Below are 19,580 nucleotides of genomic sequence, written 5' to 3' on the forward strand. Positions count from 1 at the left end.
CCTGAGGGGTGTTTTTATTTCCCCCATTTTCTCATGCAATTTCTTTTATAGGTGACAATACATGACTTCGTGCATCCGCGATTTGCTAGGCACAGACGAATTCATTGCACGCCACATCGGCCCCGATGCAAATGAACAGCAATCGATGCTAAACACCATTGGCTTCGACTCATTGGATCAACTTATCGAAAAGACTGTCCCGAGCGCGATCCGCTTGGCCAATCTTGACATGTCAAAACAGCCGGTACGTGAAAACGATGCCCTTGCGCAGCTAAAAGAAATTGCAGGACGCAACAATGTCGCGCGCAGCTACATTGGTATGGGTTACCACGACACATTGGTGCCCACACCAATCGTTCGTAATCTACTAGAAAACCCAGGCTGGTACACTGCGTACACACCTTACCAACCAGAAATCTCACAAGGTCGTTTGGAAGCGTTGTTGAACTTCCAACAAGTGATCATTGATTTGACTGGCATGGAAATCTCTAACGCTTCCCTACTGGATGAAGCGACGGCTGCTGCAGAAGCGATGACGCTGATGCAACGCTCAAGCAAAAAGAAAGTAAACACTGTCTTCGTAGCAGACAACGTCTTGCCACAAACCATCGACGTTGTGAAAACACGTGCCGAACTGCTTGAGTTCGAAGTAGTAGTCGACAGCCTGGAAAACCTAAGCAACTACGACGTATTTGGTGCTATCGTACAATACCCAGGTATTGACGGCATCGTGACGGACCTTACTGACTTCATCGCCACTGCACACGAACAAGGCGCACTGGTCACCACAGCCGTTGACCTATTATCACTGGTACTTTTGAAAGCACCTGCAGAGATGGGCGCTGACATTGTGGTAGGTAGCGCACAACGCTTCGGCGTACCAATGGGCTTTGGTGGTCCACACGCAGCCTTCCTAGCGACCAAAGACAAGTTCAAACGCTCTATGCCTGGCCGTGTTATCGGTGTCTCTAAAGACAGCCATGACAAGCCAGCACTGCGTATGGCCATGCAAACCCGTGAGCAGCACATCCGTCGTGAAAAAGCGACGTCTAACATCTGTACAGCTCAAGCACTGCTAGCAATGATGGCGGGCTTCTACGCGGTTTACCACGGTCCTAAAGGCCTAAAACAAATCGCGTCTCGCGTAGCAGGCTTCACGCACATTTTTGCTGAGTCACTAAAAGGCCATTTCACGGTCAACAGCTCTCACTTCGACACGCTGGTCGTTAAAACACTGGATAAAACCGAAGCGATCTTCAAAAGTGCAGCAGAGAAAAACATCAACCTGTACCACATGAGCAGCACTGAACTGTCTCTATCGTTCAGCGAAACCAGCACTATCGAAGATCTTTACAACCTAGCAGACAGCTTCGGTGTACAGCTTAAAGAAGAGCTATTAGACAGCGAACTAAGCTTTGGTATCGATGCTGGCATGCTACGTAGCGACGACATCTTGACGCACCCTGTTTTCAACTCGCACCACAGCGAAACAGAATTAATGCGTTACATGCGCCAGCTAGAAGTCAAAGACATCGCGCTTAACCAAAGCATGATTCCGCTTGGCTCTTGTACCATGAAGCTAAACTCAGCGTCAGAAATGATCCCTGTGACTTGGGAAGAATTTGGTCGCATCCACCCATTTGCGCCAAAAGCACAAGTGACTGGCTACCAAACTCTACTGAATGACCTGATCGAGATGCTGTCAAAAGCGACTGGCTACGACACCGTTTCGCTGCAACCAAACTCAGGTGCGCAAGGCGAATACGCGGGTCTAATCGCGATCGACAAATACCACAAATCACGTGGTGATGATCAGCGTGACGTATGTTTGATCCCAAGCTCAGCACACGGCACCAACCCTGCCTCTGCAGCACTGGCGGGCATGAAAGTCGTCCTCGTTAAATGCGATGAAAACGGCAACATCGACGTCGCAGACCTACGTGAAAAAGCTGAGAAGCATGCTGACAACCTAAGCTGTATCATGGTGACATACCCATCGACACACGGCGTGTTTGAAGAACAAATCCGTGGAGTTTGTGACATCGTTCACAACCACGGCGGCCAAGTGTACATCGACGGTGCCAACCTAAACGCCCTACTTGGCGTAGCGCCTCCAGGCAGCTTCGGCGGCGACGTATCCCACTTGAACCTACACAAAACCTTCTGTATCCCACACGGTGGTGGCGGTCCAGGTATGGGTCCAATCGGTGTGAAATCACACTTGGCACCTTTCCTACCAGGTCACTCTGTGTCGCCAGTGGTACAGAACGAAACCCAACACGGTGCCGTCTCTGCAGCGCCTTACGGCTCTGCGAGCATCCTTGTGATCACTTGGATGTACATCAAGATGATGGGCGACCGCGGTCTGCGTGATGCGACTTACCACGCGATCCTAAATGCCAACTACATTGCTAACCGCCTACAAGAGCACTACCCAGTACTTTACACAGGCTCAAATGGCACTGTGGCACACGAATGTATTATCGACATTCGCCCACTGAAAGCTGAAGCAGGTATTTCAGAGGAAGACATCGCCAAGCGTTTGATGGACTTTGGTTTCCACGCGCCAACTATGTCGTTCCCTGTTGCGGGCACACTGATGATCGAACCAACGGAATCAGAGAGCCTAGAAGAGCTTGAGCGCTTCTGTGGTGCCATGATCCAGATCCGTAAAGAGATTGCTAAAGTGCAAGCCGGTGAATGGCCACTAGAAGACAACCCACTAGTGAACGCACCACACACAGCGGCTTCTTTGATGGCGGCTGACTGGTCACACGCTTACACTCGTGAAGAAGCGGCTTACCCACTACCATGGATTGCAGCGCGCAAATACTGGCCACCAGTAGGCCGTATCGACAACGTCTACGGCGACCGTAACTTGTTCTGTGAATGTCTACCGGTGGAAAGCTACCAAGACTAATCACAGATTAGTTAAGACATTAAAAAGGCGAATCCTCGGATTCGCCTTTTTCGTTTCTATCACTTTGTAGGACCTCCCTTTGCGAGGGAAAAGGATCATTTCGCACATCGCGATTAAATCTTGCAACCTTCAAGCAACCAGATCCTATTTAAGCGCTGGATCCCAATGCTCAGCTATCTTGCCATCTTCAATGCGGAACATATCAAACCATGTCGTGGTGTAAGTCTTGCTCGCATCATTTGGATCTTCATGCTCACGGGCAAAACTCAAAATCACCATATCGCGTTCAGCGACAATCGATACCAACGGCGCTATGATTTCGTCTTTGATTGGCTTTGGCTCACTAAATTGACCAAAGAATTCGACAAACGCGGCGCGGCCAGTTGGTACGTTAGGGTTATGTTGGATGTAGCTTTCGGTGAGGTATTGATCGGCTTTATCTAGGTGGCCGCCCTCGAATACTTCGCGCCAGAAGTCGTAGACCAGCTTTTTGTTTGTTTCGAGTTGTGGGCTTTCGCTTACGAGTAGCACTTGTTGGTCAGGCGCTGGGGTGACGGGCATTTGTGCGTATGCCATTGGTAGAGTTAAAGCACCAATGGCCAGCAATACTTTTAAAGTTCGCTTCATAACAATCTCCATTTGCAGTTTGAAGATCATTGTACAAGCAAAGCTCTAACGATGCATTTTAAGCTGTGACTTCTTTTCCCACCATTCTCCAAGTCCTGTAAAGACACCAAATGAAACCATCATAATCACGAAGGAGACACCCTCTTTCATAAGCTTTGGGCATTCAGGCCAGTTCAAGAACAGCATCAAAGAGGCAAATGGGATACCGAGTTTTAAAATGCCGTGCTTAATAATAAATAAAATAATACCTTTATCTATTTGTTGTTTTGCTTTCTCAAAGTTGGGCATCTGTAGGTTCAAATCGCCACAGAGGTATTGGCCATCGCGCAATACTTGTAAGCCTAACTTAAGACCCCTGTCTTTACTTGCAAATCGAAACTCAAATTCTGAACCTTGATAAGACACTGCTATTCGAGTGCTAGCTCTAATGGCTCGAAGGGATAACTCTTTAACCACCTCGCCATTGATTTCAATAACGTAGATCTCTTTAAAAGAGCTTAATTTTATCGTTCGACTTGCACTGATTGAGAGCCCGCTACTCTCGAACTGCCATTTGGCTGGTTTCATAACGCATCCTTGAATTAAAGGATGGTAATGATAACTAATACCATTTGAGAATTCTATAAATTTGAATGAAACCTAAGCCCTGTCACACAAATCTTATGCTGATGTGAAGAGGCACAGTTTGATTTTACAAGGTCGTAATCATCACGCTGCTGAATATAGAGAAATAGTTACTACAGAAAACGATTGCCGTCTCTTTTTGCGGTTTTCAGCATTGTACTCACAAAGCCTCGGCTAAAGCAGTTTAAGAAACGAAATACTGTCTTTCATCCACTCGATACCGCATCACCCTAATAGTCTCAGCGCCTCAAACACAAACTGCCCAGCTACTGCCAACAACAATACCGCCATCAATCGTTGAATCATACTCATCACCTTGGGATTAAGTACCGCGTGTTTCAGTTTGTGCCCAGCTAGAAAGTAACTGGTCGGCGCTCCACCCGCCATGACACCCAACACCATCGACATGACTAGAATTCCTAGCCCATGAATATCTGCATTGGGAAATTGCACGGTGACGATCGGTAGCACCGCCACCATGGCTTTAGGGTTGGTCAGCTGCATAAAAAAGCCTGACACAAACGAAAGGTTGCGCTGTTCGCTACTGACCGCACGCACCATAAAACTGGCCATAAAGATTTTTACCGCCAAATACGCGATATACGCACTGCCAAGCAGCGCCGCCACACCCTGCAACGTTGGCGTCATCAACGAGCTACCAAGATAACCTGTGATCACAAATAACAGCGCCATTGCCACCCCAACACCGGCACAAAAACGCAACACCCGCCAGCCGTAATGACTGATTCCAGCAAAGAGACTGAGCATGTTAACTGGCCCTGGACTGTACATCATCGCCAGAGCAAATAGGAATATTTCAAGCATGGGGCGGCCTCCAATGGCAGCAATCGGATTGTAAAATAGCAAAGGAGAAAGTTAACGGGCGAGCAGTAACCGCTGATATTGCCTTGGCGTCATGCCAAACACAGGTTTAAAGCGGCGATTAAAATGGCTTAAATCATTGAAGCCTAATTGATTGACCACATCCAATACGGGCACGCCCGCTCGGAGTGCTTGTTGGCCACGGTGGATACGCACGTTTAGCCAATATTGATGCGGTGTCATCCCGGTGTAGGCTTTAAAGCTGCGCAAGAAGTGATACTTCGACATACACGCCACTTGGCATAGGAGATCTAACGAGACCTCGTCTTGATAGTGATCTTGCAGATACTCTTTGACCCGCTCTAGATGTTTTTGACGGCGTGTTTCAGGTAACAGCGGCTGATTAGACTGATGTTTTACCAATTGCTCTGTCAGCTCAAACAACAAGCTGTCGTATTCACTTCCCGTCGCCCCATCCAGCTCGATTAACTGCGCCAAACGCAGAATCTGCTGCTGAATGCCAGCATCCGAAAACACCACATCTTGAATACGAAATTGCTCAGGCTGACTGACCTGCAAAGCTTCCAGCGCCGGCCGTAACTGCTCGGGATGCACATAGAGCATACTGTACGTCAGCGTCGTATCCGCACCAGACTCACCATCATGAGCATCGCCTGGGTTAAACACCATGATTTGGCCTGGATAGCTTTTATGAAACGCGCCTTGCGTATAAAAATCCTGCCGCCCCGACAACGTCACACCGATAGAGTATTCTTCATGAGCATGGGTGCCATAGGCAAAATCCGTCATCGACGCACGCAGCAGCATCACCTGCTCAAACCCCGCACGATGGATAAACGTAAATTGATTGTCTTCAGACATAGCCAACCCCACACTCACAAACACTCTAATAGGATGACAGTATAGCGCGAGACAAAGGCACAGGATTGGACAAAATTGCTTATCAGGGAAGGCAGTTTTTCCTATAGGGTTAATGTCGTTCTCTTCTTATGAAAGCGACAATTTATAACTATGGAAGCGTTGGCATTGAGCTACAACAGCACACCTTAACAGCTCAATGGCGGTATAGTGGCGGCAATTCACAATTTTTTTTGATGGATTCGTTACGTACAGGCACAAAAAACCACCCGAAGGTGGTTAATAGCTTTCGTTTAATCAGAACACTACCTAGGCCTAAGTGGCTTCATTTGGTTATTGTACGCATCCTGATACTCTATTCTGAAGCCTACTCTATTCAGCTCATCAAGAACTTCTGAAAAAATATTGGGGTCACCTTTCTTATCAGACGTAAGTTCAAGCATCGTAACCGTATCATTAGCAGCTATTACATGACCTGCTTTAACTTGCTCAATAGCCAAATAATCTGTCCCCAATTCTAAACCCACATGAGCCGCTCCGTAACGCATGGCAGGATCATTAATAATAACTATATGCTTATCCCGATATGCTACAAAGTCGGTAATAATAGCGGGGCCCAAACCAGAGTTTTTTATGAATAACTTAAAATGGCCTGTCTTAAAATTGTAGTCTGTAGAATAAGTTAACAGTGGCCTTATCGATAGCTCGTTATGCTCCCTATTTGCAATTGATTGATTTTTAGATATTTTTACGGCGTAAGAAGCAATGCCAACACTACAGACAGCTGTTACTACATTAGCGATGCCTGTCCAATCTGATATATCCAAATTAATTCTCCAGCTGATACGAGACACACCCACCCAAACACCATACAAAACTTGTCAATGAAATCACGGCATCACGCCTCACTCCCACAGACCGATGGATCAAGGCAGTTTAGAATTTCATTAAGAAAATGTGAGTGAGAAAGCTTTCGCATCACCTCACGTGTAGTCCACAACCAAATCCCTCCACGCGCTTTAGGATTTCTAGCACCCGATGCAATTTAGATTGTACAAAAGTACATTTGTTCATCTTCGCCTTCGAAAAAATCATATTGGGAAATTCGAGCTTTAAGCCATGTTGCGAAGTCTCGTCCTATTTCTAAGAACTCGTGTAAATCGCGTGCGTTGACAGTTTCGGCACTGCATTCATTTAAGACGCAAATATGAAGAGTGATAAGTTCCATAGCCATCATTGGCATCCTTCGAGTCATAATGACCACCCAGACCAAGGTCTCAATCTCAATTAAGGTGGCTGGTCAAATTTTCAGGTTGAGACTATCGACCGTAGGTACGTCCAGCACAAGGCAGCCCAAACAATGACACTTCATATAGGCAGATTTTGGCCACAAAAAAACACGCTGTACGTGCTTTAAGCCACTGTTGAAAACAGGGGCTCAATCCCGGCACTGGATTTTGCCAGTGCACGGAAAGGTAGATCACGAAGCATCGTTGGTCAACTGCTTGCCGTAAGTCGCAAAAGGTAAAAAAAACCGTCAACATCGGAGCTGACAAAGTGTGACAGGTCGCATAAGATAAGATGTATCTAATTTCAAATAACCAAGGAGGGTATTTTGATGACTATCGACCCCTTCTTTAGAAAGGGATTACCATGGAAAATCTAGTATATCAGCATTTCTCAAACATCAACTTAAACGATCCATTCTTTGACAGCCTAAAAGCAGATTATATCGAGTTCTCTGACTGGTTTAATAGAAAAGCCAATGCTCAAGATGCCGCTTATGTTCTATACGATACCAACCAACATATAGAAGGCTTTATGTACCTGAAAATAGAGGATGGGGGAGTCAACGACGTCTCTCCTCCTCTACCAAATGGTAGGCATTTGAAGATAGGTACGTTCAAATTCGAGTCTGCAGGAACAAGACGTGGTGAGCGGTTTATTAAAAAAATGTTCGATCTCGCATTTGAATTTAATGCAGACAACATATACGTCACCGTATTTTCAAAACACGATTATTTAATGACCTTATTTCAAAGATACGGATTTATTATCCACGGTTCAAAAAACACGCCCAATGGAATAGAGAATGTTTTAACAAAAGACATGTATAATACTAAGCCAGACATGTTAGAAAACTATCCTATGGTTAACTATAACTCAAGAAAGTATTTACTTTCCATTTACCCGAACTATCACACTAGGATGCTGCCAGACTCAATTTTAAACAATGAAACACACGATATAATTCGAGATGTTTCATACACAAACAGCATCCATAAAATATATTTGTGTGCGGCGTATGGAGTTGAAAACCTAAGAAGAGGGGATAGCTTAATCATTTACCGTACCAGTGATCGCCCTGGTCAAGCTTGGTATCGGTCTGTTATAACATCATTATGCGTAGTTGAGGAAGTTAGATCTGTCTATGACTTCCCTACTCTCAATGATTTCTTAAAATACACATCAGCATACTCAGTTTTTACACATGATGAACTAGTTTATTTCTATAATTCAAAAAAATACCCGCACATTATAAAATTCACGTATAATACAGCTCTAAAGAAGAGAGTCACTAGAGGCCAGTTGATTGAAGCAGGATGCATACAAGACACTAGGATCAACCTTCTAGAAATAAGCGATTCTCAGTTTATCGATATGTTACAACTAGGTAATGTAAATGAACGTTTTATTATCAATTAAACCAGAGTTTGTCGAAAGAATTTTTTCTGGTGAAAAAAAATTTGAATACAGAAAGGCCATATTTAAGAGAAATGACATCAAAAAGATTGTTATTTATTCAACAATGCCTGAAGGAAAAATCGTTGGAGAGTTTTCTATAGAGAAAATTCACAATAACTCACCCGAATTAATATGGAAGCAAACCAAAAAAAGATCAGGAATTAAAAAAAGCTTTTTTGATTCATACTTTTTTGGGAGACACAAGGCCTACGCTATTGAGATAGCTGATGTTGTTAGGTATGACACTCCAATAAAACTTAGCCAGCTAGCAAAAAAGGTAAGTGCTCCTCAATCGTTCAGTTACTTACATGACGATATTTTTCTAGAGATAGCATAATATGAAAAAAATAGTGTTTATTGCAGGCATACATGGAGTTGGAAAAACGACCTTTTGCCAAAAAATACAGGAAGACATGGCGATTAAGCACTATTCATGTAGCACCCTTATAAAAGAAAACTCTGATTACATAGAGACATCGAAAACTATTGATAAGGCTGAAAGGAATCAGCTAATTCTAATTGAAGCATTAAATCGAATCCCAGATGAGAAACTATTATTAGATGGTCATTTCTGCCTGATTGACAATAGTAATTCTGTTTTAAAGCTCGATGATAGTGTATTTGAGTCCTTAAATCTATCCGCCATTGCCGTTCTCACTTGCGATATAAATACTATCCACAACAGATTACAAGAAAGAGACGGTACTACATTTGATATAAAACTACTGCAACAGCTTCACGATGCAGAGCTAGAAATGGCCATTAGAATAAGCTCAAAGTTAAACATTCCATTAATACACTATAGAAATGGAATCCTAATGAAAGACTCGCCACCAATTACTGACTTTCTATAAATTATTGATATATTTATTACGAGAATAATAATGATAGAGATTGAAAAAATTGAAATAATTGCAATAGCAAAAGTACTAATGGACTCTCTGGAAACTGGTGACTGGTCAGAATTAATGATGATTACAGACTGTGATGATTATTATGAGCAAAATACTCAATTTCAAAGAGACATACATTGGAGAAACCCATCCTTAAAACAAGGATGCATAGATGCCGTTAAACACATATTGAACTCTGACATAAATAATATTAAAAAAATAATTAGTTTTGAAAAAACCTCTTCACTCCTGAAGAAAAATTATAATACAGAATACAATACTATAATGTCGAAAATATCGACAATATCTGGAAAAGTAGTATTAAGCCAACCAACAAAAATTACAAGCGAAACGATTTATCAGGCCTTAGATGATGCTCAATTATTAATCAACAACAATAAACCTGAAAACGCTTACGATAGAATGCACACAGCACTTCATGGGTTTTTAAAGAAAACTTGTGAAAATGAAAAAATTCAATTTTCATCATCAGATGGCATGACTGCTCTACTTCCCAAAATATCAAACCACTTAAAAACATTCCAATCATTTGAAACAGATAGAAATGAAAAAATTGTTACGATGTTACGCGCACTTAATAATGTTTTAGATAGCATCAATTACCTAAGAAATCATAATAGCTTATCCCACCCAAATGAAAAACTTCTGAACAAAAGCGATGCTCTTTTTGCAATTAACATTGCTCGCTCCATTACTTCATATATCGATTCTATTATCCAAGAAAAATAACCCACTCCTCCAACGCCCCCTTCATCTGCTCTCTGGAGTGGGCGTGCATGTAGCGCTTATCCAGTCCATCCCGCTCGTGGTTAAGTAGCATTTCCCCTATTACCCAGTCGATACCCATGTCTTGCCTGCAGTCGCGGGCGAGTTTGCGGATATCGTGGCTGGTGAATTTGATCCCGATCTGATCGCTGAGGGCTTGGTAGCAGCGTTCGATTGTGCGTTTGGCTAGCGGTTTGTCTCCTTTGGTTGAGAAGATAAAGCGCCCTCGTTTCGGTAAGACTTGGATCAGGTCGTAGGCTTGCTGTGTAATGGGGAAGCGATGTTCGTTGCCATTCTTGGTGTTGCTGGCGGGGATGTACCGCTCTAAAGGTGATGCGGCGAATTAACCCTCATGCTTGTCTTCTCCTAAAAAACCTCATTATCTACACACTTGACGTCCTTAAAGTTGGATCAATCTGCATAAATAATGTAGTAACTATAAAAAAGAGGACTAACATGAATATCGAAAAACTAATCTCAACTACACAACCAGGACTTTACGAATCTAGCGGTGAATATAAAGAATATTACCCCTATATATTTGCGGGGACATGCTTTGCTATTCGCAGTCATGGACGAACCTATATCGTCACAGCAAAACACTGTTCTGTTAATTGTGAACTATCTCCACTTGACTTACTTTACGCAAAGCACGAAACAAGTGATGAGTTCTTTGGATATGATCAATCTTCAACTATCAACGCACCTGATTCGCAGAAATATGCTGATTTGATTGCGCTAAGGATTAGTGAGGATGAATCCCGAATTGCATTAAAACTCCCTTGTTTGGATCTTACGAACCCATATTTATGCATCGATCTGTCTACAGAAGACATCAATGATGTAATTATTAGAGGCTACCCTTACATCAACCCTAATTATTCAATTGACTACGATTCTGGAAAAATAAAATATTCTGGATACAGAACAAACAAAATGACTCATGTCAGGAAGGGGAGTTTAGAGCACTGCACTTACATTAAAATGGAAACCCCAATCCACCCTGAATTAACAAGTCCTAATAAAAAAATTAACGCAAACGGCATGAGTGGCTCACCTGTATATGCTTTGGATAAAAACAATAATATAAGGTTTGCCGGCACCATTATTGGCTACAATGATATGACAGATGAATACTTAATTGTTAATTCATATATTATCAAAGAATTTTTACATAAAAGCGCTTAAAAGTATCTAAAACTACCTTACCAGTTGCAGCTACTGTCGGTAAAAACCCTCCACTCTCCCAGCTCCCGCTTTATCTGCTCTCTGGAGTGGGCGTGCATGTAGCGCTTATCCAGCCCGTCACGTTCGTAGTTGAGTAACATTTCCCCTATGACCCAGTCGATGCCCATATCCTGCCAGCAGTCACGGGCGAGTTTGCGGATGTCGTGGCTGGTGAATTTGATCCCGATCTAACCACCAAGGGCTTGGTACAAGCGGTCGATGGTGCTTTTGGCGAGTGGCTTATCGCTCTTGGTTGAGAAGATAAAGCACCCTCGTTTGGAGAGTATTCCGATAAGCTCGTATGCTTACTATGTAAATGCTTACCAGTATTCCTTTTTAAATGCCAACCACTAGTTAGCAAGCCTGTAATTTTATGACATAATGAAGCCATTATTTTTCAGAAGCGCGATTTATTTGGTAATAAAATTTCAGCAGCATCAGAAGCTTTGTTAAGCGATTGACTCTGCGTCAATTTGCAGTAAGTTAGGGCCTTCGCTGTTGCTTTACCCTTAAAGCGGCCTTCTCAAGTACTTAAATTTAAACGATATAATGTCATCACAAGATAGCTCGATTCAGACACACAAAAGCGTCGATAGACGTTTCTCCGTTGCCCCGATGATGGATTGGACGACGCGCGATTATCGCGTGTTTGCGCGCTGCATTACTCAGCATACGCTTCTCTATACTGAGATGGTTACGACAGGTGCTTTGTTGCACGGAGATAACCCTGATCGCTTTTTGCAGTACGATGAATGTGAGCATCCGATTGCGCTGCAGTTAGGTGGTTCTGATGCATCAGAGCTGGCTCGCTGTGCCAAGATGGCCGAGCAATACGGCTACGATGAGGTGAACCTTAATGCAGGCTGTCCGAGTGATCGCGTGCAAAATAGTCTGATCGGTGCGATTTTGATGGCACATCCAGATAAAGTGATCGCGGCGATGAAGGCGATGCAAGATGCCACCAGTTTACCGGTGACACTGAAGCATCGTATCGGCTTGGATGATCAACAAGAGTATTCGGTGGTGCGTGACTTTGTCGGTGCCGTGGCTGATGCCGGTACCGAGACGTTCATCGTGCACGCCCGTAATGCCATCTTGCAGGGCCTAAGCCCGAAAGAAAACCGCGAGATTCCGCCGCTTAAGTACGATTATGTGTACCAATTGAAGAAAGATTTCCCAGACCTTGAAATCATCATCAATGGTGGCGTAAAAACATTAGCAGAGACACAGGAACATTTGCGCCATGTCGATGGCGTAATGATGGGCCGTGAGGCGTACCACAACCCTTGGGTGATGAGCGAGATCGACAGCGCCGTGTTTGGCCAGCCAGCACTGGTCAATGATCGTTTTGAAGCGCTGGAGCGCTTTATCCCTTACGCTGAACGCCAGCTAGCGCAAGGGGAACGCTTGATGCACATGACCCGTCATTTGCTTGGTATTTTCCAAGGTCTACCAGGCGGCAAACAATTTAGACGCTACCTTTCAGAAAATGGTCATCGAAGTGACGCTAAGATAGAGGTGTTAATCGACGCCATCGAATTGGTAAAACAACAGCTAGACAAAGCAAAGGATAAGAGCAATGAGCAATAAGTTATCTCAATTAAAAGAGTTCACAACCATTGTTGCCGACACCGGTGATATCACTGCGATCAAAGACTACTTGCCAGAAGATGCAACGACTAACCCATCTTTGATGCTTAAAGCTGCTCAGATTCCTGAATACGCGCCATTTATCGACCAAGCCGTGGCGTGGGCCAAAGAACAAAGCGACGACAAAGCACAACAAATCGTCGATGCCAACGATAAGCTTGCTGTGATCATTGGTACCGAAATTCTTAAATACGTACCAGGCCGCGTATCAACAGAAGTTGACGCACGCCTTTCTTACGATAAAGACGCAACGATCGAAAAAGCTCGCCGTTTGATCAGCCTATACGAAGACGCAGGCATTTCTAAAGATCGCGTACTGATCAAAGCCGCATCGACTTGGGAAGGCATCAAAGCCGCAGAAGAGCTAGAGAAAGAAGGCATCAACTGTAACCTTACTCTGTTGTTCTCTTTCACTCAGGCGCAAGCGTGTGCAGAAGCGGGTGTATTTCTGATTTCACCATTCGTAGGCCGTATCCTTGATTGGTACAAAAAATCGACTGGCGAAGAGTACACAGCAGAGACCGATCCAGGTGTTGTGTCTGTGACTGAGATCTACAACTACTACAAGCAGCACGGCTACAAAACCATCGTTATGGGCGCAAGCTTCCGTAACATCGGTGAGATCGAGCAATTAGCTGGCTGTGACCGTCTAACTATCAGCCCTGCTCTACTAGAAGAGCTGAAGAAAGACGAAAGCAAGCTAGAGCGTAAACTAACGCCTACGGATAACATCACTCCAGCGGGCGAGCCAGTGACTGAGCAAGCGTTCCGCTGGGCGCTAAACGAAGACGCGATGGCAACTGAGAAACTAGCTGAAGGCATTCGTAACTTCGCTGTGGACCAGCGCAAGCTTGAAGACCTGATCGAAGCGAAACTATAATTTCGCTGTTTTATCTCTTAAAAAACGCGGCTTCGGCCGCGTTTTTCGTTTAAAGCCTTCTTATTTGCATCAGTTGGCAAGATTTCCGCAATGATTATGAAACCCGCCTTCAGACCATCGTTCTTCAACTTTTGTACTCTATACTGATTTTAAGTTAATAAAGTAGGTATAGAGAATGCTTCAGTATTTCCGACAATTCAGCACGTTCGTCCTTCTGACGTTTTGTGCCCTGAGTTATGCAGAGGAAGCAAAACCGCAATTTAATGTAACTTCGATTGCCCAGTTAGATGGAATTCCGTGGGGCTTAGCGCAGATCGATTCAGATAACCTTTTGGTCACGCTGTTGGATGGCGAGCTTATGCGCGTCAACTTACAAAGTGGTGACACACAAACTATTTCCGGGCTACCCGAGATTGCTCACCTGGGCCAAGGCGGCTTACTTGATGTGGCATTAGCCCCAGACTTTGACACATTAAAGTGGGTCTATATGACCTTTGCACAACCGACTGAAGAAGGCGCCACCACAGCGTTAGGCCGCGCACGTCTCGATCAAAACCAGTTAACTGATTGGGAGACCTTGTTTGTTGCCGATGCTAGCTCTAGCAAAGGCCAGCACTTCGGCAGTCGTATTGCCTTTGATGAATCAGGTCATGTGTTTATGACTGTGGGCGATCGCGGCACTCGCAACAACGCTCAAGAGTTGTCTAACCATGCGGGTAGCATTTTACGCTTGAATCTTGATGGCAGTGTGCCAAAAGATAACCCGTACGTGCGACATGGTAACATCAAGCCAGAAATTTGGAGCTTTGGTCATCGTAACCCTCAAGGCTTATTTTTTGATAAAGCCACAGGTCAGTTATGGTCTAACGAACACGGCCCACGCGGTGGAGATGAGATTAACTTGATTCGTGTCGGCGCTAACTATGGTTGGCCGATTGTTTCTCATGGCAAAGAGTATTGGGCACCAATGGATGTCGGTGAAGGCACGAGCAAAGAAGGTATGGAAGATCCTAAAAAAGTCTTTATCCCTTCTATCGCACCGAGCTCATTGCTGATCTATCGTGGTGAGTTATTTAAGGATTGGAACGGTGATTTCCTATCGACAGCGTTAGCACTGCGTCATCTAAATAATGTGCGTCTATCGACCGGTGAGGTGTTTGAGACACGTTTTCTTGAAGACTTAGACGAACGCTTAAGAGATGTGATCGAAGCGCAAGATGGCGCCCTGTTGATCAGCACTGACTCGGGTAAAATTGTCCGAGTAACGCCCGCCAACAGCTAAAACAAGCCATCAAGAGCAACGCTTGATTAGCGTTGCTCTTGATTATGAGCATAGCGTCTTGCCCAAAGACGTAACTCATTCATCGTCATCGGCTGTGCCACCGCATAGCCTTGGAAGAAGTCACAACCGCCCTCACGCAGCTGGTCAAACTTCGTTTGATCCTCAACGCCTTCAGCAGTCACTTGAATGGATTGCAGATGACAAAGTTCGACCGTTGGCTGTAGTAGCGGATGATTCTTTTCACCCGTGAAGCGTTGTACCAATTGCTTATCAAACTTCACCTTATCGACTGGGTAATCAATCATTTGTAGCAGCGGCGTATAACCAATACCAAAGTCATCAATAGATATGCCAAAACCTGCATTGCGCAGCTCACGCAGCACTGTTAACACCTGCTCGACCGCGAAGTAACCAAAGGTCTCAGTGATTTCAAGCTCTACCGAGCGATCTGGCACATTATACTCTTGTTTTAGCTGGACCAATTTAGAAGCAAAGTCCGCCTGCCCTAATTCACCTGCAGAGATATTGATGGCAATGGCAATGTCTTGGCCTAAGAAGCCACGCAATGTCTCCAGCTGACTAAAGGCATTACGGAACACCCAATCATCAATTTTAGTGTAAGTACCTGTCTGCTCAGCAATCGGTACAAATTCATCAGGAGTGATTTGACCAAGTTCCGGCGAATACCAGCGCAATAAGACCTCAAGACCGCGAATATTGGAATCCTTGTCGACAAAAGGCATAAACACCAATGAGAACTCATCATCACAATTAACGAACTTAAGCGCATCTTCGATCAGTTTGACCCGTCGTGCTTCTCGAGCAATGGTATGTGAGTAAGCCGCAAAACGGTTTTTACCCGTACGTTTGGCATGGTACATCGCCATATCGGCGTTGGCGATCAGCTCGCGTAAATCTTCACCGTCGTTAGGGTAACTGGCTATACCAATACTGGCCGATACTGGCGTGATGTAACGCTTGGTTTTAAAGCCACCTTCAAATAGATTGACCACGTCTTGCGCCAAGGCTAAACGATCGTCTAAATGATCGTGTGCCAAGACAATGGCAAATTCGTCTCCGGCTAGACGCGATACCAAGGCACTTTTCTGACGATGATGTTCGCTTTGTAGCAAATGCTGGAACGAGCTCGCCGCTTCTTGCAGCAGCTCGTCCCCTGCCTCGTGCCCTAATCTGTCGTTGACGAATTTAAAATTGTCCAAATCGATGTAGATCAGCGAGACGTGAGAGTTGCGATTCCAGGCTTTGACCAAGGCACGTTTGGCAAACTCTTGGAAACGCGTGCGGTTGGGCAATTTGGTCAACGCATCAGTGACCGCCAGTGTGCGCGACTCACGTAAGTTAGCGTGCAATTGATCGTAAAGGTCATAAAACTTGATACCAAGACTGCTGACTTCGTCTTGACCTACCGGGCGCTGAATATTGGCTTGTTGCTCTTCAAGCACCAAATTAAGCTGACGGTCTAAGGTTTCGATAGGTTGGATGATGAAGCGCTTAATCAAGAACAATAGCAAGATAATCATACCGCCACCTAATACCGTAGCAGCCACAATCATCCAATTGATCAACTCGTTACGAGTTTGCGATAGGTACTCATCAGTGAGTTGCATATCCAGATCATAATTTTTCATCAGTGAAATCGAGCGCCAGCTCACATCATCTGGTACTGATAGACCTTGGGAGCGATTAACAATCAAAGGCATATTGCCATATTCTTGCTCAAGACGCCCCAGCTCATTATCAAACTTGGTGGTATAAACTGTCGCAACGATAGCAAGGCTGTCTGCCAAGCCACCTCGAATCGGGGTAGTAAAGGTCGTTGCATTAATGGTACGTCCATAGAGATAAGCATGATTCTTATCACCTAAAAACATAAGTTTCTCTGATTCCATCTCGCCTTTAGCAAACATGCTCGCAGCAAAAGTAGGAAGATAACTTGGTACACTTGAAAAGGGATTATCGCTGCGTTCGTAGTGGTAAACGACCGAACCATCAGAGCTAAAAATAGTGAGCGCAATACGACTTTGTTTATCCTCGATCACATCGTTGATCAGATAATCTAGGCGTTGCGTCACTAAATATTCACGTATATCACGGCCGATATAGCGAGTGAAATCCACCAGAGCGTCGCCCTCAAGCAGCAAAGACACTAAATTTCTAGTGACCACCGACTCGCTTTCAAAACCGACTTTGGCATGCAGCAATTTGACGTCAAGTTGATTCTGTTCTACTTCTTTGAGTGTTTCAGTTTGCACTTGAAACACTCCGTAGCTTGCTAGCAACACACCGGCCAGCAAAATGGGCACAACCAATAGAAGTAAGCGTTTAGTGAGTGTCATGGTATCTTAGTAACGCATCCTTTATGCGAGTTCTTTGCAGAATCTCAGTCCCTTTAAACCCCGAGAATAAACGTGTTTCATCGAGTTGTTCTGCGGTTAAATACACACTACCGTCTTGCTTAACGTCTTCACTTTGAAGTTGCCAAGCATCTTTAAACGGTGTGGCCACGCCAAGCTCCTCACTATTGAGGGCGCTTATCTTCGCCTCTGACAAGAAATCAATAAATTGCTGTGCTTGCTCTTTTAAGGTGGATTTACTTGGAATCGCTAAACAGTCGATCCACACCATTGAACCGTCTTCAGGCACCACAAACCGCCACGCATCGGTATTTTGTAATTCATTTAAGCCTAACTGATCGCCACTGTAGGCAGGCGCCACCCAGATATCGTCTTGTTTGGGATTGTCAGAGATGTAAGTATAGATGTATTCGTAACTATATACACTAGCAGACTGCTGTTTAAGCAACTCAAAAGCACTCTTTAAGTCATTGTTTTCATTAGAAACCGGAGAAAGCTCCAAGGCAAATAAGGCGGCTGCCAACAACTCATCCGCTTGCCCTAACATGCCGATATGACCCGCCATCTCGTCGGTGGGATTCAATAGAGCTTTCCAACTGGTAGGCGGTGTGGCAAGTTTATCCTCTCGGTAAGTGATACCATAACTGCCCCAAGCGTACTGTTGACCATACGTGCCACATGCGTCTGGGAAGAAAGCTTCACGGCCTTTACTCTTACGGACCGGATAGAGCTGTCCGGTGCGACTCAAGACATCCATGCTGGAACGATCTACGATCGCAAGATCAATCTGCCTTACCGTCGAGCCAGTCAGGATCAAATTACGCTGTGCCTCATCATCAAACAATACCTGTTTAACGGGGATGCCAGTCTTTGCATACCACTGATCAATGACTTCATCGCTGATGTAATCTTCCCAGGTTAAAAAGGTTAAGGTAGGACGCGGCTCAGCGGCTGCGGCATTTGAAGCAACAAGCAACATACACAAAGCTGTACTAGAAAAATGCCGCATAGTCATTTCCTTTTTCAAAATAAGACCTAGAGGGAGCCTTCCTCCCACGAACCTTGGTCGTCGCCCCAAGAATCTTCATCGCCCCAAGAGTCTTCTGATCCCCACGAATCATCGCCCCACGAGTCACCTTCCTCCATGGCACCATCACCGCCCCAAGAGCCTTGTTCAGAGGCGTCCAGTACCTCATCATCACGACCGTTATTACTATCTTTTACCTCACCTTCACGAGTTTGAATGTAGACATCTCGTAAAAAAGAGTAACGATCTCCGAAGATCATACGCTCGGCATTGAGCAACTTGGCACGGGTTTGGATGCCATCAAGACCTAGCGCAATCCATTTCTCATCATCGTTGGCGTCTATTAAGTCTAGACCATCATAAAGAGAATAATCGACTACTAGCCCTGTCGTATCACGAACAGTTGATGGCCCCAAAAACGGCAACATCACATAAGGGCCCGAGTCCACGCCCCAGTAGCCTAGTGTTTGACCAAAGTCTTCTTCATAACGCTCCATGCCCATGGCGCCCGCTACATCAAACAGACCGTAAATACCGATCGTTGAATTGACCACAAAGCGAGAAGTCGACGAAGCCGTTTCATCCCATTTGCCCTGCAGCAAGTTATTAAAAGCGTTAGGGATTTCCCCTAAATTCATAAAGAAGTTGCTTACGCCTTTTTGTGCGGGTTCAGGAGTAATCGCATCATAACCTTGCGCAAGTGGCTTCAACGCGTATTTATCAAAGGTTTCATTAAAGCTGAAGATCGAACGGTTAACACTCTCCCAAGGATCTTCTGGCGTCTCAGCCGATACACCACTTGATAGCGCCATTAATCCCACCGCAATCCATTGAATTCTCATC

Annotated in this window: 19 protein-coding genes; 9 read left to right on the forward strand and 10 right to left on the reverse strand. The window is 44.8% G+C overall.

Going from position 1 to position 19,580, the window contains the following annotated elements; all coding sequences use genetic code 11:
* Positions 1–61: 61 nt before the first annotated feature.
* Positions 62–2,920, forward strand: coding sequence for an aminomethyl-transferring glycine dehydrogenase (gcvP, locus tag JQX58_RS04380; protein ID WP_204145580.1), 2,859 nt, complete (start codon positions 62–64; stop codon positions 2,918–2,920).
* A gap of 144 nt (positions 2,921–3,064) precedes the next feature.
* On the opposite strand, the gene JQX58_RS04385 is transcribed toward gcvP, so the two are convergent.
* From JQX58_RS04385 to JQX58_RS15585, 6 genes are all read right to left on the reverse strand, one after another.
* Complete coding sequence (locus JQX58_RS04385; protein WP_204145581.1) at positions 3,065–3,547, reverse strand: nuclear transport factor 2 family protein; 483 nt, start codon at positions 3,545–3,547, stop codon at positions 3,065–3,067.
* A gap of 45 nt (positions 3,548–3,592) precedes the next feature.
* Entirely contained in the window at positions 3,593–4,114 is a 522-nt protein-coding gene (locus JQX58_RS04390) for a hypothetical protein (RefSeq protein ID WP_204145582.1), read from the reverse strand.
* Between the two features lie 282 nt (positions 4,115–4,396).
* On the reverse strand, positions 4,397–4,996 hold the full coding sequence (locus tag JQX58_RS04395) for a LysE family translocator (protein ID WP_204145583.1): 600 nt from the start codon (positions 4,994–4,996) through the stop codon (positions 4,397–4,399).
* A 51-nt stretch (positions 4,997–5,047) separates the two neighbouring features.
* The gene (locus tag JQX58_RS04400; protein WP_204145584.1) at positions 5,048–5,875 is read right to left on the reverse strand and encodes an AraC family transcriptional regulator; all 828 of its coding nucleotides are present in this window, start codon (positions 5,873–5,875) and stop codon (positions 5,048–5,050) included.
* Between the two features lie 302 nt (positions 5,876–6,177).
* Positions 6,178–6,699, reverse strand: coding sequence for a hypothetical protein (locus tag JQX58_RS04405; protein WP_204145585.1), 522 nt, complete (start codon positions 6,697–6,699; stop codon positions 6,178–6,180).
* Between the two features lie 218 nt (positions 6,700–6,917).
* Entirely contained in the window at positions 6,918–7,127 is a 210-nt protein-coding gene (locus JQX58_RS15585) for an antA/AntB antirepressor family protein (protein WP_420827034.1), read from the reverse strand.
* Between the two features lie 398 nt (positions 7,128–7,525).
* On the opposite strand from JQX58_RS15585, the gene JQX58_RS04415 reads away from it, so the two are divergent.
* Genes JQX58_RS04415 through JQX58_RS04430 form a run of 4 tightly spaced genes read left to right on the forward strand, consistent with a single transcriptional unit; the run spans position 7,526 to position 10,260 of the window.
* Complete coding sequence (locus JQX58_RS04415) at positions 7,526–8,578, forward strand: hypothetical protein (protein ID WP_204145587.1); 1,053 nt, start codon at positions 7,526–7,528, stop codon at positions 8,576–8,578.
* Positions 8,556–8,954 (forward strand): ASCH domain-containing protein, encoded by a 399-nt coding sequence (locus JQX58_RS04420; protein WP_204145588.1) that lies wholly within the window; start codon positions 8,556–8,558, stop codon positions 8,952–8,954. The genes JQX58_RS04415 and JQX58_RS04420 overlap by 23 nt, the downstream gene beginning before the upstream one ends.
* 1 nt (position 8,955) lies before the next feature.
* Entirely contained in the window at positions 8,956–9,471 is a 516-nt protein-coding gene (locus tag JQX58_RS04425; protein ID WP_204145589.1) for an ATP-binding protein, read from the forward strand.
* A gap of 30 nt (positions 9,472–9,501) precedes the next feature.
* Positions 9,502–10,260: an abortive infection family protein gene (locus JQX58_RS04430; protein ID WP_204145590.1), complete on the forward strand. Its 759-nt coding sequence runs from the start codon at positions 9,502–9,504 to the stop codon at positions 10,258–10,260.
* On the opposite strand, the gene JQX58_RS15590 is transcribed toward JQX58_RS04430, so the two are convergent.
* On the reverse strand, positions 10,244–10,612 hold the full coding sequence (locus tag JQX58_RS15590; RefSeq protein WP_204145827.1) for a tyrosine-type recombinase/integrase: 369 nt from the start codon (positions 10,610–10,612) through the stop codon (positions 10,244–10,246). The two genes, JQX58_RS04430 and JQX58_RS15590, sit on opposite strands and share 17 nt — an antisense overlap.
* A 140-nt stretch (positions 10,613–10,752) precedes the next feature.
* Here JQX58_RS15590 and JQX58_RS04440 point away from each other — a divergent pair, with 140 nt between their 5' ends.
* From JQX58_RS04440 to JQX58_RS04455, 4 genes are all read left to right on the forward strand, one after another.
* Positions 10,753–11,484 (forward strand): serine protease family protein, encoded by a 732-nt coding sequence (locus JQX58_RS04440; protein WP_204145591.1) that lies wholly within the window; start codon positions 10,753–10,755, stop codon positions 11,482–11,484.
* A 588-nt stretch (positions 11,485–12,072) separates the two neighbouring features.
* A complete protein-coding gene (gene dusA / locus JQX58_RS04445; RefSeq protein WP_204145592.1) occupies positions 12,073–13,113 on the forward strand; it encodes a tRNA dihydrouridine(20/20a) synthase DusA in 1,041 nt (346 codons plus the stop codon).
* On the forward strand, positions 13,103–14,053 hold the full coding sequence (gene tal / locus JQX58_RS04450; RefSeq protein WP_204145593.1) for a transaldolase: 951 nt from the start codon (positions 13,103–13,105) through the stop codon (positions 14,051–14,053). Before dusA ends, tal begins: the two co-directional genes overlap by 11 nt.
* A gap of 175 nt (positions 14,054–14,228) precedes the next feature.
* Positions 14,229–15,335 carry a PQQ-dependent sugar dehydrogenase gene (locus JQX58_RS04455; protein ID WP_204145594.1) on the forward strand — a complete coding sequence of 369 codons (1,107 nt, stop codon included), beginning with the start codon at positions 14,229–14,231 and terminating at the stop codon, positions 15,333–15,335.
* Between the two features lie 26 nt (positions 15,336–15,361).
* Here the strand turns inward: JQX58_RS04455 and JQX58_RS04460 are convergent, their stop codons facing one another.
* Genes JQX58_RS04460 through JQX58_RS04470 form a run of 3 tightly spaced genes read right to left on the reverse strand, consistent with a single transcriptional unit; the run spans position 15,362 to position 19,579 of the window.
* Positions 15,362–17,692: a putative bifunctional diguanylate cyclase/phosphodiesterase gene (locus JQX58_RS04460; RefSeq protein WP_204145595.1), complete on the reverse strand. Its 2,331-nt coding sequence runs from the start codon at positions 17,690–17,692 to the stop codon at positions 15,362–15,364.
* Entirely contained in the window at positions 17,679–18,719 is a 1,041-nt protein-coding gene (locus JQX58_RS04465) for an extracellular solute-binding protein (protein WP_204145596.1), read from the reverse strand. The genes JQX58_RS04460 and JQX58_RS04465 overlap by 14 nt, the downstream gene beginning before the upstream one ends.
* A 26-nt stretch (positions 18,720–18,745) precedes the next feature.
* A complete protein-coding gene (locus tag JQX58_RS04470; protein WP_204145597.1) occupies positions 18,746–19,579 on the reverse strand; it encodes an MlaA family lipoprotein in 834 nt (277 codons plus the stop codon).
* Between the last annotated feature and the right edge of the window lies 1 nt (position 19,580).

Origin of the sequence: Marinomonas ostreistagni, assembly GCF_016888445.1 — a bacterium.
Classification (GTDB): domain Bacteria; phylum Pseudomonadota; class Gammaproteobacteria; order Pseudomonadales; family Marinomonadaceae; genus Marinomonas; species Marinomonas ostreistagni.

What these genes read in the sequence shown, in the direction of transcription:
- JQX58_RS04430 (WP_204145590.1), top strand. Translation starts at nt 9,502, where the DNA reads ATGATAGAGATTGAAAAAATTGAAATAATTGCAATAGCAAAAGTACTA.
- gcvP (WP_204145580.1), top strand. Translation starts at nt 62, where the DNA reads ATGACTTCGTGCATCCGCGATTTGCTAGGCACAGACGAATTCATTGCA.
- JQX58_RS04465 (WP_204145596.1), bottom strand. Translation starts at nt 18,719, where the DNA reads ATGCGGCATTTTTCTAGTACAGCTTTGTGTATGTTGCTTGTTGCTTCA.
- JQX58_RS04440 (WP_204145591.1), top strand. Translation starts at nt 10,753, where the DNA reads ATGAATATCGAAAAACTAATCTCAACTACACAACCAGGACTTTACGAA.
- JQX58_RS15585 (WP_420827034.1), bottom strand. Translation starts at nt 7,127, where the DNA reads ATGACTCGAAGGATGCCAATGATGGCTATGGAACTTATCACTCTTCAT.
- JQX58_RS04455 (WP_204145594.1), top strand. Translation starts at nt 14,229, where the DNA reads ATGCTTCAGTATTTCCGACAATTCAGCACGTTCGTCCTTCTGACGTTT.
- JQX58_RS04390 (WP_204145582.1), bottom strand. Translation starts at nt 4,114, where the DNA reads ATGAAACCAGCCAAATGGCAGTTCGAGAGTAGCGGGCTCTCAATCAGT.
- JQX58_RS04385 (WP_204145581.1), bottom strand. Translation starts at nt 3,547, where the DNA reads ATGAAGCGAACTTTAAAAGTATTGCTGGCCATTGGTGCTTTAACTCTA.
- JQX58_RS04400 (WP_204145584.1), bottom strand. Translation starts at nt 5,875, where the DNA reads ATGTCTGAAGACAATCAATTTACGTTTATCCATCGTGCGGGGTTTGAG.
- JQX58_RS04425 (WP_204145589.1), top strand. Translation starts at nt 8,956, where the DNA reads ATGAAAAAAATAGTGTTTATTGCAGGCATACATGGAGTTGGAAAAACG.
- JQX58_RS04460 (WP_204145595.1), bottom strand. Translation starts at nt 17,692, where the DNA reads ATGACACTCACTAAACGCTTACTTCTATTGGTTGTGCCCATTTTGCTG.
- JQX58_RS04395 (WP_204145583.1), bottom strand. Translation starts at nt 4,996, where the DNA reads ATGCTTGAAATATTCCTATTTGCTCTGGCGATGATGTACAGTCCAGGG.
- JQX58_RS04415 (WP_204145587.1), top strand. Translation starts at nt 7,526, where the DNA reads ATGGAAAATCTAGTATATCAGCATTTCTCAAACATCAACTTAAACGAT.
- dusA (WP_204145592.1), top strand. Translation starts at nt 12,073, where the DNA reads ATGTCATCACAAGATAGCTCGATTCAGACACACAAAAGCGTCGATAGA.
- tal (WP_204145593.1), top strand. Translation starts at nt 13,103, where the DNA reads ATGAGCAATAAGTTATCTCAATTAAAAGAGTTCACAACCATTGTTGCC.
- JQX58_RS04470 (WP_204145597.1), bottom strand. Translation starts at nt 19,579, where the DNA reads ATGAGAATTCAATGGATTGCGGTGGGATTAATGGCGCTATCAAGTGGT.
- JQX58_RS04420 (WP_204145588.1), top strand. Translation starts at nt 8,556, where the DNA reads ATGAACGTTTTATTATCAATTAAACCAGAGTTTGTCGAAAGAATTTTT.